Here is a 25,317-nt window from a genome sequence, read left to right as displayed (position 1 = left end):
GGGGGCCACGACGGCGAGGGCCCGCCCGGATCACTCCGGGCGGGCCCTGCTGTTCGACCAGTGGTGTTACCGCATGCGACGGCGACTGACGATGTCGCGGACGAGGATGAACACGATCACCGCAGCGAAACCGATGAGGTAGAGGTCCTCGACGCGGCCGGTGTGGTTGCCGATCATCATCAGGAGGAGGAACGCGGCGAAAATCCAGCCTGCGGCACGGAACGCGCGCGGTGCTTCACCACTCCAGCCCCACTCCGCCGAGGGCACCTCCGCCACCGTTCTGTCATGAATGGACTCCAGCTCGGTACCGGCCACCGTTTCCTCCTGCTTGCCAGTTGGTCCTGTTGCCGCTAATCGTGACATACGACCGCCCGTCGTATGAAGTGGGGGCGCTCTCACGGCAAGTCCGGTACGACCCGTGACCACCGGTTCATGACGTGGACACCGCCGTCGGGAACAATGCATCCGTGGCCGAAGCAGAGAACTCCTCCCGTACACGCGTGCTGCTGCTGGGCAGCACCGGCTCCATCGGGACCCAAGCGCTCCAGGTGATCGACGCGAACCCCGACAAGTTCGAGGTGGTCGGCCTCGCCGCGGGCGGTGGCAACATCGACCTGCTGGCGGAGCAGATCCGTCTGTTCGGTGTCTCCGAGGTCGCGGTCGCCGACCCCGCCGCTGCGTCGCGCCTCGACCGTCCGGTGCGCAGCGGCCCCGACGCGGTGACCGCGCTCGTGCGGGAGGTGGAAGCCGACGTGGTGCTCAACGGGCTCGTCGGCTCGCTCGGGCTCGCGCCGACCCTCGCGGCTCTCGAGACCGGGGCGCGCCTCGCGCTGGCGAACAAGGAATCGCTCGTCGCCGGTGGTGCGCTCGTGACGGCAGCGGCCGCTCCGGGCCAGATCGTGCCGGTCGATTCCGAGCATTCGGCGATGGCGCAGTGCCTGCGCGGCGGCACTGCCGACGAGGTGGCCCGTCTGGTGCTCACCGCGTCGGGTGGGCCGTTCCGGGGCTGGACGGCAGATCGTCTCGAGTCGGTCACACCCGAGCAGGCCGGCGCCCATCCGACGTGGTCGATGGGCCCGATGAACACCCTCAATTCCGCGACGCTCGTGAACAAGGGGCTCGAACTCATCGAGGCGCACCTGCTGTTCGGTATCGCCTACGACCGGATCGACGTCACCGTCCATCCGCAATCGATCGTGCATTCCATGGTGACCTTCACCGACGGGTCCACGCTCGCCCAGGCCTCGCCGCCGTCGATGACTCTGCCGATCGCGCTCGCGCTCGGCTGGCCGCACCGTGTCGCGGAGGCGGCTCCGGCGCTCGATTTCTCGACGGCGTCGACATGGGAGTTCGAGCCGCTCGACAACGCGGTGTTCCCTGCTGTGGAACTCGCACGCGCCGCGGGAAGCCGCGGTGGCTGCCTGACCGCCGTGTACAACGCGGCGAACGAGATCGCCGCCGAGGCGTTCCTCGCGGGACGGCTCTCGTTCCCCCGGATCGTGCAGACCGTCGAGGCCGTGCTGGACGACGCCGACGAGTGGTCGGCGCAACCCAGTACCGTGGACGATGTGCTCGCAGCCGACGGCTGGGCCCGCAGCCGGGCGCGCACACTCGTCGACTAGGAGGATCGGCCACACATGATGTTCGTATTGGGCGTTGTGGTTTTCGCCTTTGGCATCGCCGCCTCCATCGCCCTGCACGAGGCCGGCCACATGTGGACCGCGCAGAAACTGGGCATGAAGGTTCGGCGCTACTACATCGGCTTCGGGCCGCGCATCTTCGCCTTCCGCCGCGGCGAGACCGAATACGGTCTCAAGGCCATCCCGGCCGGAGGTTTCTGCGACATCGCGGGCATGACCGCCCTCGACGAACTCGCTCCCGACGAGTACGACCGCGCGATGTACAAGCAGAAGACGTGGAAGCGCCTGGTCGTCATGGCGGGTGGCATCGGGATGAACTTCGCGCTGGGCATCGTCCTGATCTATGTCCTCGCCGTCGCGTGGGCGCTGCCGCAACTGCATCCCAAGGCCACCGTCGCGGAGGTGTCCTGTGTGGCACCCAGCCAGGCGGGGGCGGACGGCGACTACGCGCTCGCCCCGTGTACCGGCACCGGGCCTGCGGGTGAGGCGGGAATCCAGCCCGGTGACGTGATCGTCGCTGTGGACGGCCAGGAGGTCGAAGGGTTCTACGCGCTGGTCGAGGCGACACGCGCCGCCACGGGTACCGTCGACTTCACGGTCGAGCGGGGTGGGGAAACCCTCACCGTGCCGGTGACCGTCGAACAGGTGCAGCGGTACGTGGAGAACACCGCGACCGGGGAGATCACCTCCGAGACCGTGGGCGCGATCGGCGTGACGGGAGAGGAGAACCGTCCGACCGAGTACAACGCACTCACGGCGATTCCGGCGACGTTCCAATTCACCGGCGACCTGGCCGTGATCACTGCCCAGTCGCTCATGGATCTGCCCAGCAAGGTGTCGGATCTGTGGACTGCGGTGACAGGCGGTGAGCGCGCCATCGACACCCCGGTGAGCGTGGTCGGTGCCAGTGTCATCGGCGGGCAGTTCGCGGAGCGCGGGATCTGGCAATCCTTCGTCCTGCTGCTCGCGCAGCTCAACTTCTTCCTCGGTGCCTTCAATCTCCTGCCGCTGCTTCCGCTCGACGGTGGGCACATGGCCGTGGCGATCTACGAACGCATCCGCAACTGGGTGCGCGGATTGCGCGGGCTGCCGGAAGGAGCGCCCGTCGACTACATGAAACTGCTTCCGCTGACCTACGTCGCCGTCGTGATCGGTGGCGCGTTCATGGTCCTCACCCTCACCGCCGACATCATCAACCCCATCCAGCTGTTCTGACCTGCGCCGCTAGAATTGCCGGGTAGCTACGAAAGAAGGCGAACTGTGACCAGCCCCGTCGGATTGGGCATGCCCGAACTGCCCGCGGTCCTCGCGCCGCGACGCAAGACACGCCAGCTCATGGTCGGCAATGTCGGTGTCGGAAGCGATCACCCCATCTCGGTGCAGTCGATGTGCACCACCAAGACCCACGACATCAACGCCACGCTTCAGCAGATCGCCGAGCTCACCGCCTCGGGCTGCGACATCGTGCGTGTTGCCTGCCCTCGGCAGGAGGATGCCGACGCTCTCGCGACCATCGCGAAGAAGAGCCAGATCCCCGTGATCGCCGACATCCACTTCCAGCCCCGGTACATCTTCGCCGCCATCGACGCGGGATGCGCCGCGGTGCGGGTCAACCCCGGCAACATCAAGGAGTTCGACGGTCGCGTCAAGGAGGTCGCGAAGGCGGCCGGCGACGCGGGCATTCCGATCCGCATCGGCGTGAACGCCGGTTCCCTCGATCCGCGCCTGATGCAGAAATACGGCAAGGCGACGCCCGAAGCGCTCGTCGAGTCCGCGTTGTGGGAGGCGGGCCTCTTCGAGGAACACGGCTTCGGCGACATCAAGATCTCGGTCAAGCACAACGATCCGGTCGTGATGGTCGAGGCCTACCGTCAGCTCGCCGCCCAGTGCAACTACCCGCTGCACCTCGGTGTCACCGAGGCCGGACCGGCCTTCCAGGGCACGATCAAGTCCGCGGTCGCGTTCGGCGCGCTGCTGAGCGAAGGGATCGGCGACACCATCCGCGTATCGCTGTCCGCTCCGCCCGCGGAGGAGATCAAGGTGGGCACGCAGATCCTGCAATCGCTGAACCTGCGCCCCCGCAAGCTGGAAATCGTGTCGTGCCCGTCGTGCGGGCGCGCACAGGTCGACGTCTACACGCTGGCCGACGAGGTCTCGGCTGGGCTCGAGGGGATGGAGATCCCGCTGCGCGTCGCAGTGATGGGCTGCGTCGTCAACGGTCCGGGTGAAGCCCGCGAGGCGGATCTCGGTGTGGCGTCGGGTAACGGCAAGGGCCAGATCTTCGTCAAGGGCAAGGTCATCAAGACGGTGCCGGAAGCGCAGATCGTCGAGACGCTGATCGAAGAGGCGATGCGGATCGCCGAGGAGATGGAAGGCGACGCCGGAGCCGGAAACCCGGTCGTGTCCGTCGGCTGATACCCCGATTTCCCTGAGCGGGTGACGCGTGGCACCCTGATCTCGTATCGGCTTGTCGACGGGTGGTGAGCGAGTGCTCAAGCTTCTGGGTGTCCGGTCGCTGGGTGGCCGTGATACGGCCTCGGTGTTGCGGGTGCTCGCGAGAGACCCTGTGGCGTCGTGCATGGTGGCGGGTCGCGTCGAGGAGTACGGTCTCGACGGTCGTGCTGTCGGCGGCGACATGTGGAGTCGCGGCGGGCCGGAGTCCTCACTCTGCTTCGCCGGCGCAAACCTCATACCCCTGCTCGGGAACCCCGACGACATCCAGGCGTTCGCCGAGCGAGCCGTCCGCGGGCCGCGTCTGTGCTCCTCGATCGTGGGCCGCGCCGAGTTGGCGCTGCCGATGTGGGAAGCACTCGAATCCGCGTGGGGGCCTCCGCGTGAGGTTCGCGCCGAGCAACCGCTGCTGGTTCTCGACCGGGAACCCCGCATCGATCCCGATCCGCGCGTCCGGCGGGTGCGCCCGGAAGAACTCGACGCCTATCTCCCCGCCGCCATCTCGATGTTCATCGAGGAGGTCGGAGTCGACCCGCGTCTCGGCGACGGGGGAGCGGGATACCGGCGAAGGGTCGCGAGCCTCATCGCCGCCGGACGCGCCTGGGCGCGCTTCGAGGACGGCCGGGTCGTGTTCAAGGCCGAGGTAGGGTCACAGTCCTCGACGGTGGGCCAGATCCAGGGCGTGTGGGTCGACCCGGACAAACGCGGCGCCGGTCTCGGTGCCGCCGGAACGGCCGCGGTCGGCGCAGCCGTCACCGCGACGGGGCGTCTGCCGAGCCTGTACGTCAACAGCTTCAACACCCGGGCGCGCGCCACGTACGAACGCATCGGTTTCCGCCAGGTCGCGACATTCACGACCGTGTTGCTCGACTGACGCGCCTCGGCCGATTCGGGCGCTCGTCCGCTTACCATGACGGGCGATGAGCCCTCGACGTTCACCTCTGGCGCCCGCGCGGCCCGGTCGTGTCGCCGTCGTCGCGGTCTGGGTGGCGACGGCGCTGCTGTGCGGTCTTCTCGTCGCGTGCACGCCCGGCGTCACGGGCCCCCAAGCCGCCGCGCAGCTTTTTCTCGACGACTTCGCGGCGCAGGACTTCGCCGCAGCGGCCGCGCATTCGGACCGGCCGGACGAGGCCGAGGGCGCACTGGGCGAGGCATGGGACGGGCTGCAAGCCGAATCCCTGGTGGCGACCACCACCTCCACGCGCATCGACGGAGATTCCGCGACCGTCGGGTACAGCTACGAATGGCACCTGCCGCGAGAGAGGGTGTGGCAGTACACGGGTGAACTGCACATGGGGCGAAGCGGCGAGCAGTGGTCGGTCCGATGGGCGAAATCGGCTCTCCACCCGCAACTCGGCAACCGCCAGACCATGCAACTGCGCAGCACTCCGGCCCCGCGCGCCCGCGTCAACGAGCATGCGGGCAGCGACGTGCTCGTCCCGGGGACCGTGTACGGCATCGCCTTCGATGCGACGCAGAACAGAGACGTCTCGTCCGCGGCGAAGGCTCTGGCCGCCGCGCTCGTGCAGTTCGACTCGTCGCTGAGTGCTCAGGCGATCGCCGAATCGGTGACCGCGGTGTCCGGCCCTCGGTCGGTGATGCGGCTCGCGGAGGACGACTACGAACTCGTTGCCGACCGTCTTGCCGCGATACCCGGTGTGGTGGTGACCGAACAGTCCGATCTGGTCTCGACGGATCGTGCCTTCGCGCCCGACCTCGTCGGGCAGGTGAAGAAGGCGGTGATCGGCGACCTCGACGGGACCGCGGGGTGGAGCGTCGTCATCGTCAACCAGTACGGCGTCGACACCGATGTGCTCACCGAGACGAAACCCATGCCGGTGCCGTCGGTCTCCATCAGCCTCGACCGTCCGATCCAGGTGGCCGCGCAGAATGCGGTCGGCGCCCGGACGGAGCAAGCAATGACTGTGGTCATCGAGGCCTCCACCGGCGCGGTGCTTGCGGTGGCGCAGAACTCCGCTGCCGACCGCGACGGACCGGTGGCGCTCGCAGGGCAATACCCGCCCGGCTCCACATTCAAGATCATTACATCGGGCGCCGCCATGTCGAGCGGTCTCGCACTGCCCGACACCATCGTTCCGTGCCCGGGACGCATCACCATCGGCGACCGCAGCATCCCGAACTACAACGAGTTCGCGCTCGGCTCGGTCACACTCGCCACCGCCTTCGCGAGGTCGTGCAACACCTCGTTCGCCAAACTCGCCTCCGAGATGGAATCGGATGCGTTGCACACCGCCGCCGGGCGATTCGGCATCGGCGTCGACTACGAGGTGGTCGGCATGCCGACATTCACCGGGTCGGTTCCGCCCGCGGACGATCTGGTCGAACGCACCGAGGACGGATTCGGGCAGGGCAAGGTGGTCGTCAGCCCGTTGGGGATGGCGCTCGCCGCCGCGACCGTCGCGAGCGGGCGCACACCCGTCCCGTATCTGATCGAAGGCCGGGAGACGGTCGTGCAGGGTGATCCCGCTCCGGTTTCTCCGGAGGTGGTGGCGGGCCTGCGCGACATGATGCGCCTGGTGATCACGAGCGGCACCGCCGACCGCATCCGGGACCAGGGCGACGTGTACGGCAAAACCGGTGAGGCAGAGGTGGAGGGCGGTTCGCACTCCTGGTTCGTCGGCTACCGGGGTGACCTCGCGTTCGCGACCCTCGTGGTGCGAGGAGGCAGTTCGGACAATGCCGTCGCGGTCACGCGCGACATGTTCGCCGCGTTGCCTCCCGGCTACCGGGACGACGGAGCCTGATCGTCAGTCGACGGGTGGCTCCGCCGGTGCAGACGTCCGGTGCGTCATCCCGCCGTATCGTGCCAGCAGGCGGGTGGCGACCCACAGCAGTGCGCCGATTCCCAGCAGGACGCCTGCGATGCGGTATTGGGTGCCCGGTCGATCCACCAACGGGGACACGAGGAACAGGCAACTCGAGGCACCGATGACCGGCAGCACCGTGGGCGCCCGGAAATGGTTGTGGTCCACGTGATCACGGCGCAGGACCAGCACGACCACGTTGACGATCGTGAACACCATGAGGAGAAGCAATGCCGTCGTGCCGCCGAGTTCGGGGATCTCCCCGACGAACGTGATGAGCCCGACTGCGAGCAAGGAGGTGAAGGCGATCGCCACGTAGGGCGTGCGCCGCGTCCGGTGCACCTTGCCCAGCGCAGCGGGGACCACACCCTCGTGCGAGATCCCGTAGAGGAGGCGGCTCGCCATCAGCATGTTGATCAGGGCGGTGTTGGCGACCGCGAACATCGTGATGAACGCGAAGATGCCGAGGGGGAAGGCCGGCGCACCCGCTTCGACGACCCGCAGCAGCGGTGTCTCGCCCTCCCCGAGGAGGTCGGGGGGCACCAGTGCCACCGACGTGATGGAGACCAGCACGTAGATGAGCGCGGTGATGCACAGACCGCCGAGCAGGACCTTCGGGAAGATCCGCGTCGGGTGTTTGCACTCCTCGGCCATGTTCACGGAATCCTCGAATCCCACCATGGCGAAGAACGCGAGAGCCGTGCCCGCGACCACCCCGGTGAAGACGGAGCGATCACCGGTATCGATCTCGACCACTCGCGAGAAGTCACCGGTGCCGAACCCGAGCGCCCACATCCCGATGAAGATGATGATGAGCAGGCCCGAGAGTTCCACGACGGTGAGCACGACGTTCGTCTTGACGCTTTCGCTGACCCCGCGCACGTTGATCACGGCGACCGCGACAATGAACCCCAGCGCCACCACGGTGATCCCGATTCCGCCCGCGAGGTCGAGCTCGAACGCCTCCCCGAAATTCGCCGCGAACGCCCGTGCCGCTGTCGATGCGGAGGTGATACCGGATGCCATCACCGTGAACGTGACCATGTACGTGAGGAAGCGGATCCCGAAAGCTTTGTGCGTGTACAGCGCGGCACCCGCGGCGCGCGGATACTTCGTGACCAGTTCGAGGTAGCTGAACACGGTGATCGTGGCGACGACGAACGCGGTCAGGAACGGCAGCCAGACGACTCCGCCGACTTCGTTCGCGACGTTGCCCGTGAGTGCATAGATCCCTGTGCCGAGAATGTCTCCGACGATGAACAGGAGCAGCAGACCCGGCCCCATCACACGTTTGAGTTCGGGCGCTGCGGTGGTCTCCGGCATCGAACGCTCCTTCCCGATGCCCGACCGATCCGGAACCCGAAGGGGTCAGGGCAGCAGCCCTGATTTTCTCGCGGCGACCACCGCTTCGTGGCGGGAATGGACATCGAGTTTGCTCATGGCGCTGCGGAGGTAGCTCTTGACCGTTTCCGGACCGACCGACAACCGCCTCGCGATCTCGGCGTTGCTGCACCCGAGGGCGACGTAGGACAGGACATCGGTCTCGCGGGACGAGAGCGTCACCTCCGGCCGCCCCTTCTCGGTGCCTCCCATCGCGACCGCCAGTCGTTCGGACAGCTCGCGCAGGCGCCGCTGCAAGTGCTCGTCGCCGGCATCCCGTGCGAGAGTGCGCAACTCGGCGTGGACTTCTCGTATATGAGCGGTCGCGACCGGATCGTGCCCGTTCGGCCCGAGGTGCGTGAGCATCGCCATCCGCCGGTCCACTTCGTCGCGCACCGCGATTTCGTTCGCGAGCCGGCTTGCCGTCTGCGCGAAGGCATGTACCGCGCGTTCGCCGAGCGGTGCGCATTCCCGCGCGGCCCCGTACAACACCGCACGCGCGACCCCGCCGACCATCACCGGCACCGCCAGGATCGACCGGAGACCTTCCCCGAGGACCGGGCGATCGAAGTGGTGGGTGATCGACGACGAGCGTCCGTAATCGGCCACGGTGACGGGGCGGCCCTCCGAGAGCACACGGCCTCCCAGCCCCGCGCGGGGTGGCACGACGACGCCGGCGAGGTTGTTGGTGCGGGTCCCGAAGAACTCGCTCAGATGCAGGTCGTTGTTCTGGACCTGGCCGGCGAAGACCACGGGTACCTGTGCCTGCGCGGCGGTGCGACGGAGTTCGAGACGCAGTGCATCCCCGTCACGGGGGCGAAGCAGCGGCGATGAGACGACCGACACCGGATGTCACCCCTTTCCGGGGGTATCGGAACCAATGTGTGACTCGGATCATAGAGGCATACGAGTGCCGCGTAGAGCGCGGCCCGCCGGGATACGAGGAGAGGACGGACCTGATGGTCGACACAGCGACACGCGTTCGGGAACTGCTGGATCGTTACGACACCCCTGACGCGTGCGCTGCGCAGTTGCTGTGCGACGACCATCCCGCGGATGCGGTGGCATTCACCGTGATCGAACCCGACCTCACCTCCACCGACCTGACCTACGGCGAACTGCGCGAACGATCGCAGCGTTTCGCCGCGGCACTCGCGCACCTCGGCGTCGAACCCGGTGACCACGTCGCCACGCTCATGGGCAAGTCCGCCGACCTGGTGGTCGCGCTGCTCGGGATCTGGCGTCGCGGTGCCGTCCACCTCCCGCTGTTCACGGCATTCGCACCGCCCGCCATCGCTTTCCGGTTGCAGGCCGGCGGTGCGCGGGTCGTCGTCGCGGACGGCGATCAGGTGGGCAAACTCGCACCGGGTGACGACATGCCGCACGACGCTCCGTGGCAGGTCGTGGTCGCGGGAGAGAGCAGCGGAGTCGGTGTGCGCTTCGCGGACCTGCTCGAATCCCACTCGGCCGACGACCCGCGTGCCGAGGCGGTGGCGGTCGGCGCGGCCGGTGGTCTCGTGCAACTGTTCACCTCGGGCACGACCGGCACCCCGAAGGGCGTGCCCGTGCCGGTCAGGGCCCTCGCGTCCTTCCACGCGTACCTCGAATTCGGGCTCGACGTGCGCGAGGACGATGTGTTCTGGAACGCCGCCGATCCCGGCTGGGCGTACGGCCTCTACTACGCCCTGCTCGGCCCGCTCGCGGCGGGACGCCGCAGCATCCTCCTCCACGGAGGTTTCTCACCGGCGCTGACGTGGCAGATCCTCGACCGTTTCGGCGTCACGAACTTCGCTGCCGCGCCCACCGTCTATCGCAGCCTGCGAGCCGACACCGCGGCACATCCCGCGGTGACGCTGCGCCGTGCGTCGTCGGCGGGGGAGCCGCTCACCCCCGATGTGCTGGCGTGGTCCGAAGAGACCCTCGGTGCCGTGGTGCGCGACCAGTACGGCCAGACCGAGCACGGCATGTTCGTGGTCGACGCCTGGGCGGACGGGCTGCGCGAACAGGTTCCGCCGCAATCGATGGGCAAGCCGCTGCCCGGATGGACCTGCGCGGTACTGCGCGACGACAGCGACGAGGTCGCGGCCCCGGGAGAGGTGGGCAGAGTGGCGATCGACGTCCCCGCCAGCCCGCTCGTGTGGTTCACCGGCTACGTCGACGCACCGGAGAAGACGGCGGACCGGTTCAGCGACGACGGCCGGTGGTACCTCACCGGCGACGCCGGGCGGGTCGACGAGAACGGTTTCTTCTTCTTCTCCTCACGTGACGACGACGTCATCATCATGGCCGGATACCGCATCGGGCCGTTCGACGTGGAATCGGTTCTGGTGATGCACCCGGACGTGGTGGAGGCCGCGGTGGTGGGCGTGCCCGACCAACTTCGCGGGGAGGTCCTCGAAGCGTTCGTCGTGGTGCGCGAAGGCGTCGAGGGCGACGATGCGCTCGAGGCCGATCTCCAGCAACTGGTGAAGAAGAAGTTCGCGGCTCACGCCTACCCGCGGACCGTGCATTTCGTTCCGCACCTTCCCAAGACGCCGAGCGGCAAGGTCCAGCGATACATTCTGCGCCGTCAGGGCGTCACTCCGTAACGAGGGCCGTCAGGGCGTCACTCCGTAACGAGGGCCGTCAGGGCGTCACTCCGTAACGAGAACCGCGGCTCGGCCGGGGTGTCGGTGCGAGCGCGGCGCGCGGGTTAATCTGATTCCATGCCTACCCGCGCCCCGCTCGTCCCCGGAACCGCGACACCGATCCGTGAAGTACCCAAGTCGATCGAGCGTCCCGAATACGTGTGGAAGCCGACCGCGAACGAGGGCAACGAGCCGTGGGTGCAGACGCCCGAGACGATCGAGAAGGTGCGGATCGCGTCGAAGATCGCTGCACAAGCGCTGATCGAGGCGGGTAAAGCCGTCGCACCGGGCGTCACCACCGACGAGATCGACCGCATCGCACACGAGTACATGTGCGACCACGGTTCGTACCCGTCCGATCTCGGCTACCGGGGATTTCCGAAGTCGGTGTGCGTGTCGCTCAACGAGGTGATCTGTCACGGCATCCCCGACACCACGGTGATCGAGGACGGCGACATCGTGAATATCGATGTGACCGCGTACATCCACGGCGTCCACGGCGACACCAACGCGACGTTCTTCGCCGGTGATGTGTCCGAGGAGGCACGGCTTCTCGTCGAACGTACCCGCGAGGCCACAGCCCGGGCGATCAAGGCGGTCGCGCCCGGGCGAGCCCTCAACGTGGTCGGTCGCGTCATCGAGTCGTATGCGAACCGGTTCGGGTACGGGGTGGTGCGCGATTTCACCGGTCACGGCATCGGCGAGACCTTCCACAACGGTCTGGTGGTCTTCCACTACGACCGCCCCGACATCGACACGGTCCTCGAGCCGGGCATGGTGTTCACGATCGAGCCGATGATCAATCTCGGCACTCCGGACTACGAGATCTGGGAGGACGGCTGGACCGTCGTCACCAAGGACCGCAAGTGGAGTGCGCAGTTCGAGCACACGCTCGTCGTCACCGACACCGGAGCCGAGATTCTGACGGTTCCGTAAACCGGCCGTCTCACCTACCCGTCGCCGGGTCCGCCGACCCGCCGGATCACCCCTCCGCCATCTGCTGTGCGCGGGCGTAGGCGAGGTGCAGGAAATCTGCGCCCGTCAGCGCTGTGAGTGCATCCACCACGACAACCGTGGCGGCGGGTGCGAACACCCTGCCCACCGTGACGGCGGTGATCGCCCACACGTCGAAGCAGAACGGGCACGTCAGCAACTCTCCGATGCTGTGCTTGAGGCCCGCACGCCCGGCCGGCCGGTCCATGACCTCGCCGGGGCCGCCTTTTTCACCGGGCTTCGTGAACGGGGCGCGCAGCGGGCGGGTGACCGACGTCTTGGTCACCGTCCTCGACAACTTGTGGGCCGCGGCGGCGGAGACGACGAGGTCGCGCACGGTCAGCCGTCCCGGCAGTCGCCGAGGGGTGACTGCGGTCAGGACGGCCACCACCGCCACGAACAGCCCGTACAGCAGCAGGGTTGCCACGTAGCCACCGAGCTTGCGGTTCTCGTGTCGGGTGTTCGCCGGTGCCGACGATGTCGCCGGTGCGTGTGTTTCCTGGTGTTCGGCGGTTCGGTCGAGGGTGGAGACCGAATCGTGGCCGGACACGGTGTCGGACGGGTCGTTTCGGGGCGAGCGGTCGCCGTTGCTCGTCGGAGTCATAGCGGCCGATTTCCCGGGCCGGATCCGGTTAAACCCGGAGACACCGATCCGTCGGGAAATCGCAGAAGCGGCGGGCGTGCCCGTCCGGGTTTCCCGGGTACGGGACGCAGGGCCGGTCGTCGTGGGGACGTGTAGCGTTTCGGGGCATGGAATCGACGATGGTGACCACCGATTCGGGTTCGATCGAGGTGCGCGTCGACGGACCGGACAGCCGGCACTCCGTGCTGCTGCTGCCCGACGCGGGGGAACGGGCCGACGTATTCGACTCGGTGTGCGAGCGACTGCACAACTCGGATCTGCGCACGATCGTGCCCGAGACTCTCGACGGGTTGACTCCGGACGGCGTCTTCGCCGTGCTCGATCAACTGTCGCTGCCGTGGGTGCACCTCGCCGGCATCGGCGCCGGCGCCGAAATGGCCTGGACGGTCGCTTCCGGCCGCTTCGGCCGCTTCGCGAGTCTCGTTGTGGTCGACCGCGGCCATCCCGTCGTCCCGATGTTCGACGGCGCCGTACGCGACGCGTCGGCACCGGTGGCGGAAGTACCCACCACCATCGTGATCGGAGACCCGGCCCGCAAGCCGGAAGCGGACGCCTCGATGCGGTACGTGACCGGAGAGTTTCGCGTGGTCGACCTCGGCAGCATCGACAACGTGCCCGCACGGGCAGCGGCAGAGTTCGCGTCGGCGATCGCGTTGCGCACCGGGAGCTGGTAGGCCACAACGCATCCGGCCCCCGCAGCCGCGGAGGGTGCGAGGGCCGGAGGAGTTCGGCTCTACAGGCCGAGCAGTGCGTTCTCCACCAATTCGGGAAGTGCCGGATGGATCCAGTACTGGCGTGTGGCCATGTCCTGTGCCGTGATACCGAACACCATGGCCTGGATGAGCGGCTGGATCACTGTCGATGCCTGCGCACCGATGATGTGGGCACCGAGAAGCAGGCCGGTGGACCGGTCTGCGATCAGCTTGCAGAACCCCTCGGTGTCCTCCATCGCCCAGCCGTAGGCGACATTTCCGTAGTCCTGGATCTTGACGGAGATGTCGTATCCCGCGGCGCGGGCCTCCGCCTCGGTGAGTCCGACGGTCGCGATCTGCGGATCGGTGAACACCGCGGCAGGCACGAACCGGTGATCGGTGCGCTGTAGTGCGGAGGTGTCCGGTCCCCACGCGTCGTGCAGGAGATTGTGCTGCACGACACGCGCTTCGTGATTCGCGACGTGCTTGAGCTGGTACGGCGACGACACGTCGCCCAGCGCGAAGACACCTTCCGCCGTTGTGCGCTGGAAGTCGTCGACGACGATGGACCCGGACGCGTCGAGTTCGATCCCCGCCGCCGCGACGTCGAGGAGATCGCCGTTGGGGTGCCGGCCCGTCGCGACGAGCAGCACGTCTCCGGCCACCACGGCGCCGTCGGCCAGTTCGACTTCCACTCCGTCGCCCACCGGCCGGAAGGCACGGGCCGGGTTCTCCAGGTGGACGTCCCACTTCTGCTGCGCGAGTGCGGTGAAGCGTTCGGAGACGTCGGTGTCGAGGTGGCGCAGCAGTCTGCCGCTCCGCCCGATCACCGACACCCTGGTGCCGAGGGCGGAGAAGACGTGGGCGAACTCCATCGCGATGAAGCCGGTTCCGAGAATCACCATCGATTCGGGGAGCTTCGGGAGCCGCATGATGTTGTTGCTCGTGTAGTAGGTCACCCCGCGGTCGAGCACTTCCCGCGGGATCTCGGCGCGCGCGCCGGCTGCCACGACGATCTGGTCGGCGGTGATCGTCTCGCCGGTCCCGGTGTCGAGCGTGCGTTCGCCGACGAACCGTGCATGACCGTCGTACACCGTGACGTTCGCGCAGCCCTCACGCCGGTACTGCTCACCGCCCGCGGCAATCGGATCGATGCGGCCGAAGACCCGGTCGACGATGTCGTTCCACCGGATCCCGTCGATCGTGGCGTCGATCCCGTACTTGGGCGCCGACCGGATGGTGCGGGCAACGTCCGCTGCGTACACGTACATCTTGGTGGGGATGCAGCCCACGTTCAGGCAGGTGCCACCGAAGGTGCCCGCCTCCAGTAACGCGACGCGTTTGCCGTCGTAGCGCTCGTCGAGGATCGAGTTGCCCGATCCGGAGCCGATGATCGCGAGGTCGTAATGGGTCACGCGTGTTCTCCCGTGGGTTGTGGCGGTGCGGAAACATCCCCGGCCCCGGCGGGCTCGCCCGCGGTTCCGTCTCCGTTCAACCATCCCAGCCACAGGTCCAATTCCCGGAATGCCGCAGCCAGGGGCCCCGGTGTGGAGAGAAACACATCGTGTCGCGCGCCCGCGATCGGCACGATCGTGGTGCGGTCTCCCAGGCAGCCCGCCCACCGCGCGATCTGACGCACGTCGAGGACCGCATCGACGGTGTCGATGGTGGCGTCGTACTTCGGGGCGAAGCGTGACGCCCCGGAACGAAGGATCAGCGACGGCACCCCGACATCGAGACCGCGATGCAGGCGAGCGTGCCCGATGCGCACGGCACGCAACCAGCCGAACCGGATCGGAAATCCGGTCAGCGGTTTCATGTCGAGGTCGTAGGACCAGCCGCCGTTCTGCAGGCTGACACCGTAGGTGTCGAGCTTTCGCCCGGGCACGGCGGAGTGTGGGCGAACGCGTCCGAGCACGTCGATCGCGGCGGTACCGACGTTGCGCAGATACGACGGGCCCTGCAGGTCGAACCACGGACTGTTGAGGATGAGCCCGCTCACCCCGGCCGAGGCCGATCCGCCGGGGCGACGCTGCAGGCGGCCGAGCCACAGCGGAAGCACGAGGCCACCCGTGGAGTGCGCGGCCAGTACGACGCCGCCCCCGGAGACCTCGGCCGAGACAATGCGCAGCGCTTCGTCGAGTTCCTGGTCGTAATACTCGAGGTCGGTGACGAAGTGGGGCGTTTGGCCCGGGGCGCGCGAGCGTCCGCATTTTCGGAGGTCGAGTGCGAAGAACCGATACCCCTGCGCGGCGAAATGCTCGGCGAGGTGCTGTTGGAAGAAGTAGTCGGTGAAGCCGTGAACGTAGAGAACCGCGCGATGGGGCAGCGCGCTCGGCTCGCCCACCGCGCCGGTGGCGGGTTGATATCGCACCAGGGTCGCGGTGATGTCGCCCTCACCGTCCGGGTCGTCGCCCAGCGGCAACACGAGTTGCTCGTATCCGTCGCCCAGGATGTCGGGCTGCCAAGTAGTCACTATCACACTCTAGGAGGGTTCGGCGGGGGGTGCTGCGGGTAGACAATGAGGTGAAAATGAAGAGCCGGTATACGCCCGGGTAACCTGTGCGTCGCAGTCGCGCGGCTGCGGACGAATCCTGAAATCGGGGATTGTGTGCGGGCGCGTTCGGGACACTCACGTAAGCGGTGCGCGAAGGCGCGACGGCGCGTGCGAACAGACAAGGAAGTCGATTTCCCCGTGTCAGAGAACGTGGTAGAGGCGAAAACCGATGTAGTGCTCGTGGGCGCCGGCATCATGAGCGCGACCCTCGGCGCGCTGATGCGTCAGCTCCAGCCCGACTGGTCGATCACCGCCTTCGAGCGGCTCGACGCCGCGGCGGCGGAGAGCAGCGACCCGTGGAACAACGCGGGTACCGGCCACTCGGCGCTGTGTGAGTTGAATTACACGCCGGGCAAGCCCGACGGCTCGGTGGAGATCGCCAAAGCGGTCAACGTCAACGAGCAGTTCCAGGTTTCGCGCCAGTTCTGGTCGTACGCGGTCGACAACGGCATCCTGAGCGACCCCAAGGATTTCATCAACCCGATCCCGCACGTGAGCTTCGTGCACGGCGCGGACGACGTGAAGTACCTGCGTGCCCGGTACGACGCCCTCGCGGGCCATCCGCTGTTCGCGGGCATGGAGTACTCCGAGAGCCCCGAGTTCTTCGCCGAGCGGCTGCCGCTCATGGCCGCCGGCCGGGACTTCTCCGACCCCGTCGCGCTGAACTGGACCGAGACGGGAACCGACGTCGACTTCGGTGCCCTCACCAAGCAGCTCATCAACAATGTGGCGGCCTCGGGTGGCACGGTCTTCTTCGGCCATGAGGTCACCAACATCAGCAAGCAGTCCGACGGCAGCTGGATCGTCAAGGTGCGCAACCGCCGCACGGGCGAGTCCCGCAAGGTCCACGCCAAGTTCGTCTTCGTCGGCGCGGGTGGCGGTGCCCTCCACCTCCTGCAGAAGTCCGGCATCAGCGAGGCCAAGGGCTTCGGCGGATTCCCCGTGTCGGGTGCCTTCCTGCGCTGCACCAACCCCGAGGTGATCGCTCGTCACAGCGCCAAGGTGTACGGCAAGGCCGCGGTGGGCGCGCCCCCGATGTCGGTGCCTCACCTCGACACCCGCGTGATCGGCGGGAAGCAGGGTCTGCTGTTCGGGCCGTACGCCGGATGGTCGCCCAAGTTCCTCAAGCAGGGCGGCATCATGGACCTGCCCAAGTCGGTCAAGCCGAACAACCTGATGTCGATGCTCGGAGTGGGCGTGACCGAACTCGGCCTGGTCAAGTACCTCGTCGGTGAGCTCACCCAGTCGCCCGCCGATCGCATCGGCACCCTCGCGGAGTTCGCGCCCGAGGCACGACTCGAAGACTGGGAGCTGATCGTCGCCGGCCAGCGCGTGCAGGTGATCCGCCGTAAGGGCGCGGGCGGCGTGCTCGAGTTCGGTACCGCCGTGGTCAGCGCTGCGGACGGTTCGATCGCGGGTCTGCTCGGAGCGTCGCCGGGTGCGTCCACCGCGGTCCCCGCGATGCTCGACGTCCTCGAACGCTGCTTCCCGCAGCAGTGGGCCGCATGGCAGCCCAAGCTCCGGGAGATGGTCCCCTCCCTCGGGGTCAAGCTCACCGAGAACCAGGATCTGTTCCGTCAGGTGTGGGACCACACCACCAAGACGCTTCAGCTCGACGTCGTTCCGGGTCGCGGTCAGGTCGCACCCATGGAAGCCGCCGCGGTCTGATCCGCGGCACGGATATGGCGGCCCGGCTCCGAGCCGGGCCGCACTCGTCCGCGACGGGCGGGCGAGACGAGGAGCGCTCCCGGGGTTGATCTCTCGACGGTTCGCTTCGACACGAGAGATGGGGAATGCCGGTGCCGGTAGCCGACGACGAGACCAATTACCTGGTGGGGCTCGACCTTCGGGGACGACGTGTGGTGGTCGTGGGCGGCGGCAGCGTTGCGCAACGTCGTCTGGGCCTGCTGGTGGCCTCGGGCGCCGATGTCCACGTCGTGGCACGGGCCGCCACACCCGCGGTGGAGAGCATGGCCACGAAGGGCCGCCTCTCGCTCGACGTCCGCGACTACCGCGACGGCGACCTCGAAGACGCCTGGTACGCGATGGCCTGCACCGACGAGCCCGAGACCAACGCCGCCATCGTCGCCGAGGCGGAACGCCGCCGGATCTTCTGCGTGCGCGCCGACAGCGCACGCGAAGGTAGTGCCGTCACACCCGCGACCGCTCGCTACGACGGGCTTTCCGTCGGAGTCCTCGCCGGCGGCGACCATCGCAGGTCCGCGGCAGTGCGCACCTCCATCCGGGACGCCCTCGCGGGCGCGGCGCTGTCCGAGGTCGCCGACGACGCGGCGCAGAAGCCGACCGGCGTGGCGCTGGTCGGCGGTGGACCCGGTGATCCGGACCTCATCACCGTCCGGGGCCGCCGGTTGCTGGCCCGTGCCGATGTGGTGGTGGCGGATCATCTCGCCCCCCAGGAACTCCTCGCCGAACTGGATCCGCACGTCGAGGTGATCGACGCGGCCAAGCTGCCGTACGGCCGCGCGATGGCGCAGCAGGTCATCAACGACACCCTGATCGATCGGGCGAAGGCCGGAAAGTTCGTGGTCCGGCTCAAAGGTGGCGACCCCTACGTCTTCGGACGGGGATACGAAGAGCTCGAGGCGTGCACCGCCGCCGGAATACCGGTGACGGTCGTCCCGGGCATCACCAGCGCGATCTCGGTGCCGGCCGCCGCGGGCGTTCCGGTGACCCATCGCGGGGTGACACACGAGTTCGTCGTGGTGAGCGGGCACGTCGCGCCCGACCATCCCGATTCGCTCACCGACTGGAGTGCCCTCGCGAAACTCCGGGGGACGCTCGTGCTGCTCATGGCCGTCGAACGCATCGAGAAGTTCGCCGACGCCCTGACGGCCGGGGGCCGGCCCGTCGACACCCCGGTGGTGGTGGTTCAGGAAGGAACCCTGGCCACCCAGCGGGTGCTCCGGACCGATCTCGGCAACGTCGCCGCCCGGGTCCGCGAAGAGGGGACCCGTCCACCCGCCATCATCGTCATCGGTCCGGTCGCCGGGTTCGGTCCGGAAGGTCGGTAACGTTGGACCCCGTGGCACACACCTCGGATACCGCACACGCCTCCGGCGCCGCGCACCCCATGACCGCTCGCGCACTCGCTCTGGCCACCCTGGTCCTCAGCGGATTGCAGCTCATGGTGGTGCTCGACGGCACCGTTGCCAACCTTGCTCTCGCTCCACTGCAGGCGGAACTCGGGTTGTCCGACGCCGGCCGGAATTGGGTCCTCACCGCGTACGCGCTCGCATTCGGTGGGCTGATGCTGCTCGGCGGCCGCCTCGGAGACAGCTTCGGGCGCAAACGGATGTTCATCGCCGGCGTCGGCCTGTTCACGTTCGCGTCGCTGCTGTGCGGTCTGGCCACCAACGAGGCGATGCTCATCGGTGCGCGTGCGCTCCAGGGAGTCGGCGCCGCGATCGCGTCACCGACGGCGCTCGCGCTCGTCGCGACCACGTTCGCCGCCGGTCCCGCCCGTAACCGGGCCATCGCGGTCTTCGCGGCGATGACCGGCGTCGGATCGATCGCAGGCCTCATCCTGGGTGGGGCGCTGACGCAGGTGTCGTGGCGATGGATCTTCCTCATCAACGTCCCGATCGGTGTCGTGATCGTCGTATTGGCCCTCAGTGCATTGCGCGAAACGTCGTCCGAACGTCTGGCACTGGACGTTCCGGGTGCCATCCTTGCGACGCTCGGTTGCACCGGCATCGTGTTCGGCCTCACCGAAGGTCCCGAACTCGGCTGGGGCAGCGCCGCCGTGATCGGTGCGCTCGCCGCCGGCGTCATCCTGCTGGGGATCTTCCTGCTGGTCGAGCGCCGTGCCGAGAACCCACTCCTGCCCTTCGTGCTGTTCCGCAACAAGAACCGCGTGGCGACCTTCGTGGCGATCTTCTTCGCCGGCGCGGTGATGTTCAGCCTCGCGGCGTTCGTCGCGTTGTTCGTGCAGGACGTTCTCGGTTACACGCCGCTGCAGGCGGGCCTCGCGTTCGTGCCGTTCGCATTCGGTCTCGGGGGAGCGGCCGCAGCCTCGTCCAAGCTCGCGGCACGGGTGCAGCCCCGATGGCTCGTGGTCACCGGTGCCGTCATCATGACCCTGAGCCTGCTCTACGGGTCGACGATGGACGAGACGGTGCGGTACTTCCCGACGCTGTTCGTGCTGGTGCTGGTCGTCGGGTTCGGGGTGGGTCTGGCCGTGGTCCCGCTTCCGCTGTGCGCCATCGCGGGCGTCGGCGCGCACGAGATCGGGCCGCTGTCCGCCATCGCGCAGGTCGCGCAGACGCTCGGCGGACCGCTCGGCCTCGCCGTCATCGGCGCGCTGGCCACCTCGAAGACGATGTCGCTCGGAGGCACGTCCGGCGCGGTCGCGGACATGACCGCCGCGCAACTCACCGCGCAGGGTGAGGGATACATGTTCGCACTCGTCGGATGCGCCGCGTGCGCGGTGATCGCCGGCATCGCGGCGTTCTTCATCCGGTTCACCTCCGAAGAGGTCGCGCAGGCTCAGGAAGCCGAGAAGTCCGCTCAGTCCGGATGAGGTGTCACCCCTGACTCCCGGCCCGTCGCGCCGGGAGTCAGGTGAGGACGATCAGTTCCGTCGGGGAGGCGATCTCCACCCGCAGTCCGGCCTTCGACGCCACGCGCGCGAGACCTCGCACATCGGCCGGCTCGGCCCGGGTTTGCACCAGCGCGCGGGCGAGGAGCCCCTTGTGGTGCTTGTTGAAATGGCTCACGACCGAGCGGGTGCCGTCGGGCTTTTCCGTCAGCACCGTCGCGGTGATCGCGCCGGGAACCGGACCGAGTTGCTGATAGGCACCCGAACGGAGATCGACGACGAGGTCACCTGCCGCGTCGGCGACGAGCGCGTCGGTCAACTCGGGCCGCCACAACGCCGCGAGGGTGCCGAACCCGGGAAGCTTCGAGCCACCCGAGAGGCGGTAGGCCGGAATGGGGTCGCTCGCACGCACGGCACCGAACAGCGCCGAGCCGACAGCCAGTCGCCGGTACGCCTTCTCGCGCTGCACCTTCGTGAAGCGTGCGGCGTCGAGGGCGTCGAACAGCACCCCGGTGTACCGCTCGAGTGCGGGACGGGTGGGGGAGACCCACAACTTGGCGTTGCGTTCGATCTCGTCTGCTCCGTTCGCGCCCAGGCCGAGCGCCCGGCTCGACGCGTCGTAATCGGCGGCGAGCTCGACCAGAGCCCGGACGAGCAGCTCGCGGGTCTCGGTCAGCTGCGGCATCGAGAGGTCGCCGAGATCCAGCGGCCCGCCGTAGCCGCCGGTGGATTTGGTTTCGGAAGGGGGGAGAAGCACCAGCACAACAGCCCACCGTACCGAGGGCCCGATTCCGGCGAGCGGTAGGCTCATCGACCGTGATCACTCGCATGTCGCACCTGTTCCTCCGCACTCTCCGCGACGACCCGGCCGATGCCGAGGTCGCCAGCCACAAACTGCTCGTCCGGGCCGGGTACGTGCGGCGCATCGCGCCGGGCATCTACTCGTGGCTGCCACTGGGGCTCAAGGTGCTGCGTCAGGTCGAGCGGGTGGTCCGCGAGGAGATGAACAGCATCGGAGCGCAGGAGATCTCCCTGCCCGCGTTGCTGCCGCGCGAGCCCTACGAGACGTCGAACCGCTGGACCGAGTACGGCGCCGGACTGTTCCGTCTCCAGGACCGCAAGGGCAACGACTACCTGCTCGGGCCCACGCACGAGGAGCTGTTCGCGCTCACCGTCAAGGGTGAGTACAACTCCTACAAGGATTTCCCGGTCACCCTCTACCAGGTGCAGACCAAGTACCGCGACGAGGAGCGCCCCCGCGCCGGCATCCTGCGCGGCCGCGAGTTCGTGATGAAGGACTCGTACAGCTTCGATCTCACGGACGAGGGCCTCGCGCAGTCGTACCAGGCACACCGCGACGCCTACGAGCGGATCTTCGCCCGCCTGGGCGTGAAGTACGTGATCGTGTCCGCGACGTCGGGCGCCATGGGCGGCAGCGCTTCGGAGGAGTTCCTGGCCGAGAGCGAGGTCGGGGAGGACACCTACGTCCGGTGCGTCGAGTCCGGTTACGCCGCCAACGTCGAGGCCGTCAAGACGCTCGCCCCCGCACCGATTCCGTTCGACGGACTGCCGGACGCGGTCGTCCACGACACGCCGGACACCCCGACGATCGGTTCGCTCGTCGAGGTGGCCACCGAGATCCTCGGCCGTGACGTCGACGCCTCCGAAACCCTGAAGAACATCCTCGTCAAGGTGCGGCAGCCCGGCGGAGAGTGGGAACTGGTCGGAATCGGCATCCCGGGAGACCGCGAGGTCGACGACAAGCGTCTCGAGGCGTCGTTCGAGCCGGCGGAGGTCGCGCTGCTCGACGAGTCCGATTTCGCCGCCAACCCGTTCCTCGTCAAGGGCTACATCGGCCCGAAGGCGCTGCTCGCCAACGGCGTCCGTTACCTCGTCGACCCGCGCGTGGTCGACGGAACGGCATGGATCACCGGCGCGGACGAGAACGGCAAGCACGTCTTCGGGCTCGTCGCCGGTCGTGACTTCGTCGCCGACGGCACGGTCGAGGCCGCAGAGGTCCGCGACGGTGACCCGTCGCCGGACGGTGCCGGCCCCTTGGTGTCCGCCCGTGGCATCGAGATCGGCCACGTCTTCCAGCTCGGCCGCAAGTACACCGACGCGTTCGCCGTCGATGTGCTCAACGAGAACGGCAAGCCGGTGCGCCCCACGATGGGCTCGTACGGCGTCGGCGTGTCCCGCCTGGTCGCGGTGATCGCCGAGCAGCAGCACGACGAGAAGGGCCTGCGCTGGCCGTCCGAGGTCGCGCCGTTCGACGTGCACGTCGTCATCGCCAACAAGGACGAGCAGGCTCGCGCCGGGGCGGAAAACCTCGTCGAGGAACTTTCGAACGCCGGCCTGGACGTGCTGTTCGACGATCGCAAGGCGTCGCCCGGTGTGAAGTTCAAGGATTCGGAACTGCTCGGGATGCCCCTGGTCGTCGTGGTGGGACGCGGATTCGCCGACGGCAACGTCGAAGTGCGCAACCGCCTCACCGGAGAGTCGAGCGAGGTGCCGGTGGGCGAGGCGGTGCGGGAGATCCTCGGGCGCTGATCGCATACCCGGAGCCGGTGGGCCAGAATGGGCCCATGTCCGAGAACTGGAGCGCGACCGACACCTATCTCGCCGATTTCCTCATCGGCGACGATCCCGCCCTCGACGCCGCCCTCGAGGCGAACGCGGAGGCGGGACTGAGGCCCATCGACGTCGCGCCGGTTCAGGGCAAGTTCCTGTACCTGCTGGCCCGGATCCGAGGTGCCCGCCGGGTGCTGGAGATCGGCACGCTCGGCGGGTACTCGGCGATCTGGCTGGCACGCGCGGTCGGCGAGTCGGGACACGTGACGACCCTCGAGTACGAACCCCGGCACGCCGAGGTGGCGCGTGCCAACCTCGACCAGGCCGGCGTCGGAGCGCGCGTCGACATTCGCGTCGGCCCGGCGCTCGACACGCTCCCGCACCTCGAAGGACCGTTCGACCTGGTGTTCATCGACGCCGACAAGGAGAACAACAGCAACTACGTGCGCGAGGCGTTGCGGTTGTCACGTCCGGGCACGGTGATCGTGGTCGACAACGTGGTCCGCGCCGGCGCGATCAGCGATCCGGAGGACGACGACTCGAAGGTCCGCGCGTCGCGGGAACTGCTCGCCGTGCTGGCGGCCGAACCTCGTCTCGACGCCACGGCGTTGCAGACCGTCGGGGTCAAGGGCTGGGACGGTTTCGCGTTGGCACTGGTCGTCGAGCAGTAGCCGTAGCCGGGACCGCCGGTCCGGCAGAAAATCGGTGGCGCCCGGCACCCGGGACGGCGGACATTGTTCGTGTGAGCGAGAACCGGGAAGCGGCCGACACCGAGCGCGTGATCGACACCGAGCGCGTGATCGACACCGAGCGCATGGTCGACACCGAGCGCATGGTCGACACCGAGCGTTTCATCGACGAGGGATATCTGCGGATCGCAGGCGCCGTTCCGCGCTCGATCACGGAGCGGTGCTGCGATCTCCTCTGGGAAGATCTCGACGCAGACCGATCGGACCCGGGCACGTGGACCGAACCTGTCGTGCGGGTCGGAGGTCGATGGGATCCGCCGTTCGTCGAGGCCGCCACGATGCCGGTCCTACTCGACGCCTACGACCGTCTGCTGGGATCCGGTCGCTGGGTTCGGCCCCGCGGCCTCGGCACGTTTCCCGTCCGGTTTCCGCATCCCGCCGATCCCGGAGATACCGGATGGCACGTCGACGGTAGTTTCGCCGTCGAGGGACAGACCTGGCCGTACGTCGATCTCCGCTCACGCGGCCGGGGTCTGCTGGTGCTGTTCCTGCTCACCGACGTAGGACCGGACGACGCTCCCACCAGGATCAAGGTGGGTTCGCACCTCGACGTGCCCGGCTACCTCGTCGACCACCGCGACGGGCGTTCGGTGCTGGAGTTGTGCCGCGCCATGGACGAGGACGGCATGCTCGACGCGGCTTCCCGGCCGACGGTCGAGGCGACCGGTGCCGCGGGCGATGTCTATGTGTGCCACCCGTTCCTGGTGCATGCGGCCCAGCCGATGCGCAGCGCTCAACCGCCGAACAGCGGGCAGGAGAGCGGAACTCGGCCACCGCGCATCATCGCCCAGCCGCCGATCGAGACGGTCGCGCCCTTCCGGCTCGACGCCACCGGCACCGCCCCGGTGGGGATGGCGGTGCGGCGCGCACTGAACCGGTGACGGTCGGGACTGTCCCGGAAACCCGGCCCTGCCGGTCACCGGCCCTGAGCTCGCCGCGGCGGCGTGGCACGAGCGTCGAGCCGGCGGACGGATTCCCGCACCGCGCCGTGCAGCATGATCTCGAGATCGCCGACCAACTGGTACGGGTGCTCGACCATGCCGTCCGAGACCCACCGCAGCACCACGGCGAGCACCGCCGAGGTATAGAAGTCGACCACCAGTACGCGGTCCTGCACGCGTGCCGGTCCGCCGCCGTCCTGGTCCATCACGGCCTCGGTGACGGGCCGCATCTGCCCGAACAGGAAGCGCTCGAGCCCGGATCTGCCCAGCCCGTCGAGCACCCCGAGCGTCGACGAGCGGTTGTCGCGCATGTACAGCAGCAACCGGACCAGACCGTCGGCCCATCCCTCCTCGGACGCGTACGTGCGGACACGGCCGGCGACCTCTCTCTCGAACACCCAGACAGCGAGGTGCCGCACGTCGGGGAAGTGGTAGTAGAACGCCTGCCGCGTCAGTCCGCAGTCGCGCGTCAGCTCCGTCACGGTCACCTTGTCGAGCGGCTCGGTCCGTAGCCGGGCCTTGAGCGCGGCTGCCAGCGCGTCGCGTGCACCTGCACGCCGCTGCGCATCGGCACTCTCGTCGGCCATGGCTCACGGTACCGCCCGAGGTCCCTGGACACATCGCGTCAGATGTCTAGTGACGCTCGGTGCCGGGATTCCTACCGTAGATATCCGGACGGCACGCATGCCG

General features: G+C 68.1%; 22 protein-coding genes. 14 read left to right on the top strand and 8 right to left on the bottom strand.

The features are described 5' to 3' along the window. Nucleotides 1–66 precede the first annotated feature (66 nt). On the bottom strand, nt 67–315 hold the full coding sequence (locus HF886_RS12235; protein ID WP_296550871.1) for a DUF2631 domain-containing protein: 249 nt from the start codon (nt 313–315) through the stop codon (nt 67–69). Nucleotides 316–467: 152 nt separating this feature from the next. On the opposite strand from HF886_RS12235, the gene dxr reads away from it, so the two are divergent. The 5 genes from dxr to HF886_RS12210 all read left to right on the top strand — a co-directional run bounded on the left by dxr (nt 468) and on the right by HF886_RS12210 (nt 6,856). Beyond that, nucleotides 468–1,622, top strand: coding sequence for a 1-deoxy-D-xylulose-5-phosphate reductoisomerase (dxr, locus tag HF886_RS12230; RefSeq protein ID WP_169652420.1), 1,155 nt, complete (start codon nt 468–470; stop codon nt 1,620–1,622). A gap of 15 nt (nt 1,623–1,637) precedes the next feature. Then, complete coding sequence (locus HF886_RS12225; protein ID WP_169620569.1) at nt 1,638–2,855, top strand: M50 family metallopeptidase; 1,218 nt, start codon at nt 1,638–1,640, stop codon at nt 2,853–2,855. Between the two features lie 45 nt (nt 2,856–2,900). Further along, entirely contained in the window at nt 2,901–4,055 is a 1,155-nt protein-coding gene (gene ispG, locus HF886_RS12220; protein ID WP_169620570.1) for a flavodoxin-dependent (E)-4-hydroxy-3-methylbut-2-enyl-diphosphate synthase, read from the top strand. 73 nt (nt 4,056–4,128) lie between these two features. After that, a complete protein-coding gene (locus HF886_RS12215) occupies nt 4,129–4,965 on the top strand; it encodes a GNAT family N-acetyltransferase (RefSeq protein ID WP_169620571.1) in 837 nt (278 codons plus the stop codon). A gap of 46 nt (nt 4,966–5,011) precedes the next feature. Then, a complete protein-coding gene (locus HF886_RS12210; RefSeq protein ID WP_169652419.1) occupies nt 5,012–6,856 on the top strand; it encodes a penicillin-binding transpeptidase domain-containing protein in 1,845 nt (614 codons plus the stop codon). Between the two features lie 3 nt (nt 6,857–6,859). On the opposite strand, the gene HF886_RS12205 is transcribed toward HF886_RS12210, so the two are convergent. Both HF886_RS12205 and HF886_RS12200 read right to left on the bottom strand, forming a co-directional pair. Continuing rightward, nucleotides 6,860–8,239 (bottom strand): APC family permease, encoded by a 1,380-nt coding sequence (locus HF886_RS12205; protein WP_169652418.1) that lies wholly within the window; start codon nt 8,237–8,239, stop codon nt 6,860–6,862. 45 nt (nt 8,240–8,284) lie between these two features. Further along, nucleotides 8,285–9,142: a LuxR C-terminal-related transcriptional regulator gene (locus HF886_RS12200; RefSeq protein WP_169620574.1), complete on the bottom strand. Its 858-nt coding sequence runs from the start codon at nt 9,140–9,142 to the stop codon at nt 8,285–8,287. A 113-nt stretch (nt 9,143–9,255) separates the two neighbouring features. On the opposite strand from HF886_RS12200, the gene HF886_RS12195 reads away from it, so the two are divergent. Then, nucleotides 9,256–10,884 (top strand): AMP-binding protein, encoded by a 1,629-nt coding sequence (locus tag HF886_RS12195; RefSeq protein WP_169652417.1) that lies wholly within the window; start codon nt 9,256–9,258, stop codon nt 10,882–10,884. Nucleotides 10,885–11,001: 117 nt separating this feature from the next. Continuing rightward, nucleotides 11,002–11,859 (top strand): type I methionyl aminopeptidase, encoded by an 858-nt coding sequence (gene map, locus HF886_RS12190; RefSeq protein WP_169620576.1) that lies wholly within the window; start codon nt 11,002–11,004, stop codon nt 11,857–11,859. 46 nt (nt 11,860–11,905) lie between these two features. Here the strand turns inward: map and HF886_RS12185 are convergent, their stop codons facing one another. After that, the gene (locus HF886_RS12185; RefSeq protein WP_169652416.1) at nt 11,906–12,520 is read right to left on the bottom strand and encodes a DUF1360 domain-containing protein; all 615 of its coding nucleotides are present in this window, start codon (nt 12,518–12,520) and stop codon (nt 11,906–11,908) included. A gap of 146 nt (nt 12,521–12,666) precedes the next feature. Between HF886_RS12185 and HF886_RS12180 the strand changes: the two genes are divergently transcribed. Next, on the top strand, nt 12,667–13,233 hold the full coding sequence (locus HF886_RS12180; RefSeq protein WP_206036770.1) for an alpha/beta hydrolase: 567 nt from the start codon (nt 12,667–12,669) through the stop codon (nt 13,231–13,233). Between the two features lie 59 nt (nt 13,234–13,292). Here HF886_RS12180 and mtr read toward each other — a convergent pair whose 3' ends face one another. Continuing rightward, nucleotides 13,293–14,666, bottom strand: coding sequence for a mycothione reductase (mtr, locus tag HF886_RS12175; RefSeq protein ID WP_169652415.1), 1,374 nt, complete (start codon nt 14,664–14,666; stop codon nt 13,293–13,295). Then, the gene (locus tag HF886_RS12170; RefSeq protein ID WP_169652414.1) at nt 14,663–15,727 is read right to left on the bottom strand and encodes an alpha/beta hydrolase; all 1,065 of its coding nucleotides are present in this window, start codon (nt 15,725–15,727) and stop codon (nt 14,663–14,665) included. The genes mtr and HF886_RS12170 overlap by 4 nt, the downstream gene beginning before the upstream one ends. A gap of 219 nt (nt 15,728–15,946) precedes the next feature. Here HF886_RS12170 and mqo point away from each other — a divergent pair, with 219 nt between their 5' ends. The 3 genes from mqo to HF886_RS12155 all read left to right on the top strand — a co-directional run bounded on the left by mqo (nt 15,947) and on the right by HF886_RS12155 (nt 20,348). Next, complete coding sequence (gene mqo / locus HF886_RS12165) at nt 15,947–17,476, top strand: malate dehydrogenase (quinone) (protein ID WP_169652413.1); 1,530 nt, start codon at nt 15,947–15,949, stop codon at nt 17,474–17,476. Between the two features lie 125 nt (nt 17,477–17,601). Then, a complete protein-coding gene (gene cobA / locus HF886_RS12160) occupies nt 17,602–18,840 on the top strand; it encodes a uroporphyrinogen-III C-methyltransferase (RefSeq protein ID WP_169652412.1) in 1,239 nt (412 codons plus the stop codon). A 59-nt stretch (nt 18,841–18,899) separates the two neighbouring features. After that, complete coding sequence (locus HF886_RS12155) at nt 18,900–20,348, top strand: MFS transporter (RefSeq protein WP_169620720.1); 1,449 nt, start codon at nt 18,900–18,902, stop codon at nt 20,346–20,348. Between the two features lie 37 nt (nt 20,349–20,385). On the opposite strand, the gene yaaA is transcribed toward HF886_RS12155, so the two are convergent. Continuing rightward, nucleotides 20,386–21,129 (bottom strand): peroxide stress protein YaaA, encoded by a 744-nt coding sequence (gene yaaA / locus HF886_RS12150; protein ID WP_169652411.1) that lies wholly within the window; start codon nt 21,127–21,129, stop codon nt 20,386–20,388. Between the two features lie 53 nt (nt 21,130–21,182). Between yaaA and HF886_RS12145 the strand changes: the two genes are divergently transcribed. The 3 genes from HF886_RS12145 to HF886_RS12135 all read left to right on the top strand — a co-directional run bounded on the left by HF886_RS12145 (nt 21,183) and on the right by HF886_RS12135 (nt 24,567). Next, the gene (locus HF886_RS12145) at nt 21,183–22,916 is read left to right on the top strand and encodes a proline--tRNA ligase (RefSeq protein WP_169620583.1); all 1,734 of its coding nucleotides are present in this window, start codon (nt 21,183–21,185) and stop codon (nt 22,914–22,916) included. Between the two features lie 35 nt (nt 22,917–22,951). Further along, complete coding sequence (locus tag HF886_RS12140) at nt 22,952–23,608, top strand: O-methyltransferase (RefSeq protein WP_169652410.1); 657 nt, start codon at nt 22,952–22,954, stop codon at nt 23,606–23,608. A gap of 71 nt (nt 23,609–23,679) precedes the next feature. Next, nucleotides 23,680–24,567, top strand: a complete 888-nt coding sequence (locus HF886_RS12135; protein ID WP_346765354.1) for a phytanoyl-CoA dioxygenase family protein — start codon at nt 23,680–23,682, stop codon at nt 24,565–24,567. Nucleotides 24,568–24,602: 35 nt separating this feature from the next. Here the strand turns inward: HF886_RS12135 and HF886_RS12130 are convergent, their stop codons facing one another. Next, the gene (locus tag HF886_RS12130) at nt 24,603–25,214 is read right to left on the bottom strand and encodes a TetR-like C-terminal domain-containing protein (protein ID WP_169652409.1); all 612 of its coding nucleotides are present in this window, start codon (nt 25,212–25,214) and stop codon (nt 24,603–24,605) included. Nucleotides 25,215–25,317: the final 103 nt, after the last annotated feature.

It is taken from the genome of Rhodococcus sp. 105337 (assembly GCF_012844225.1).
Taxonomy (GTDB): Bacteria; Actinomycetota; Actinomycetes; order Mycobacteriales; family Mycobacteriaceae; genus Rhodococcus.
The sequence above is the reverse complement of the archived record's forward strand: the minus strand, read 5'-3'. Positions and strand labels throughout refer to the sequence as shown.

Excerpts from the sequence above, each read along its gene's own strand:
- HF886_RS12225 (WP_169620569.1), top strand. The coding sequence starts at position 1,638 with ATGATGTTCGTATTGGGCGTTGTGGTTTTCGCCTTTGGCATCGCCGCC.
- HF886_RS12185 (WP_169652416.1), bottom strand. The coding sequence starts at position 12,520 with ATGACTCCGACGAGCAACGGCGACCGCTCGCCCCGAAACGACCCGTCC.
- map (WP_169620576.1), top strand. The coding sequence starts at position 11,002 with ATGCCTACCCGCGCCCCGCTCGTCCCCGGAACCGCGACACCGATCCGT.
- HF886_RS12180 (WP_206036770.1), top strand. The coding sequence starts at position 12,667 with ATGGAATCGACGATGGTGACCACCGATTCGGGTTCGATCGAGGTGCGC.
- HF886_RS12130 (WP_169652409.1), bottom strand. The coding sequence starts at position 25,214 with ATGGCCGACGAGAGTGCCGATGCGCAGCGGCGTGCAGGTGCACGCGAC.
- HF886_RS12155 (WP_169620720.1), top strand. The coding sequence starts at position 18,900 with ATGACCGCTCGCGCACTCGCTCTGGCCACCCTGGTCCTCAGCGGATTG.
- HF886_RS12210 (WP_169652419.1), top strand. The coding sequence starts at position 5,012 with ATGAGCCCTCGACGTTCACCTCTGGCGCCCGCGCGGCCCGGTCGTGTC.
- HF886_RS12140 (WP_169652410.1), top strand. The coding sequence starts at position 22,952 with ATGTCCGAGAACTGGAGCGCGACCGACACCTATCTCGCCGATTTCCTC.
- HF886_RS12205 (WP_169652418.1), bottom strand. The coding sequence starts at position 8,239 with ATGCCGGAGACCACCGCAGCGCCCGAACTCAAACGTGTGATGGGGCCG.
- HF886_RS12195 (WP_169652417.1), top strand. The coding sequence starts at position 9,256 with ATGGTCGACACAGCGACACGCGTTCGGGAACTGCTGGATCGTTACGAC.
- cobA (WP_169652412.1), top strand. The coding sequence starts at position 17,602 with ATGCCGGTGCCGGTAGCCGACGACGAGACCAATTACCTGGTGGGGCTC.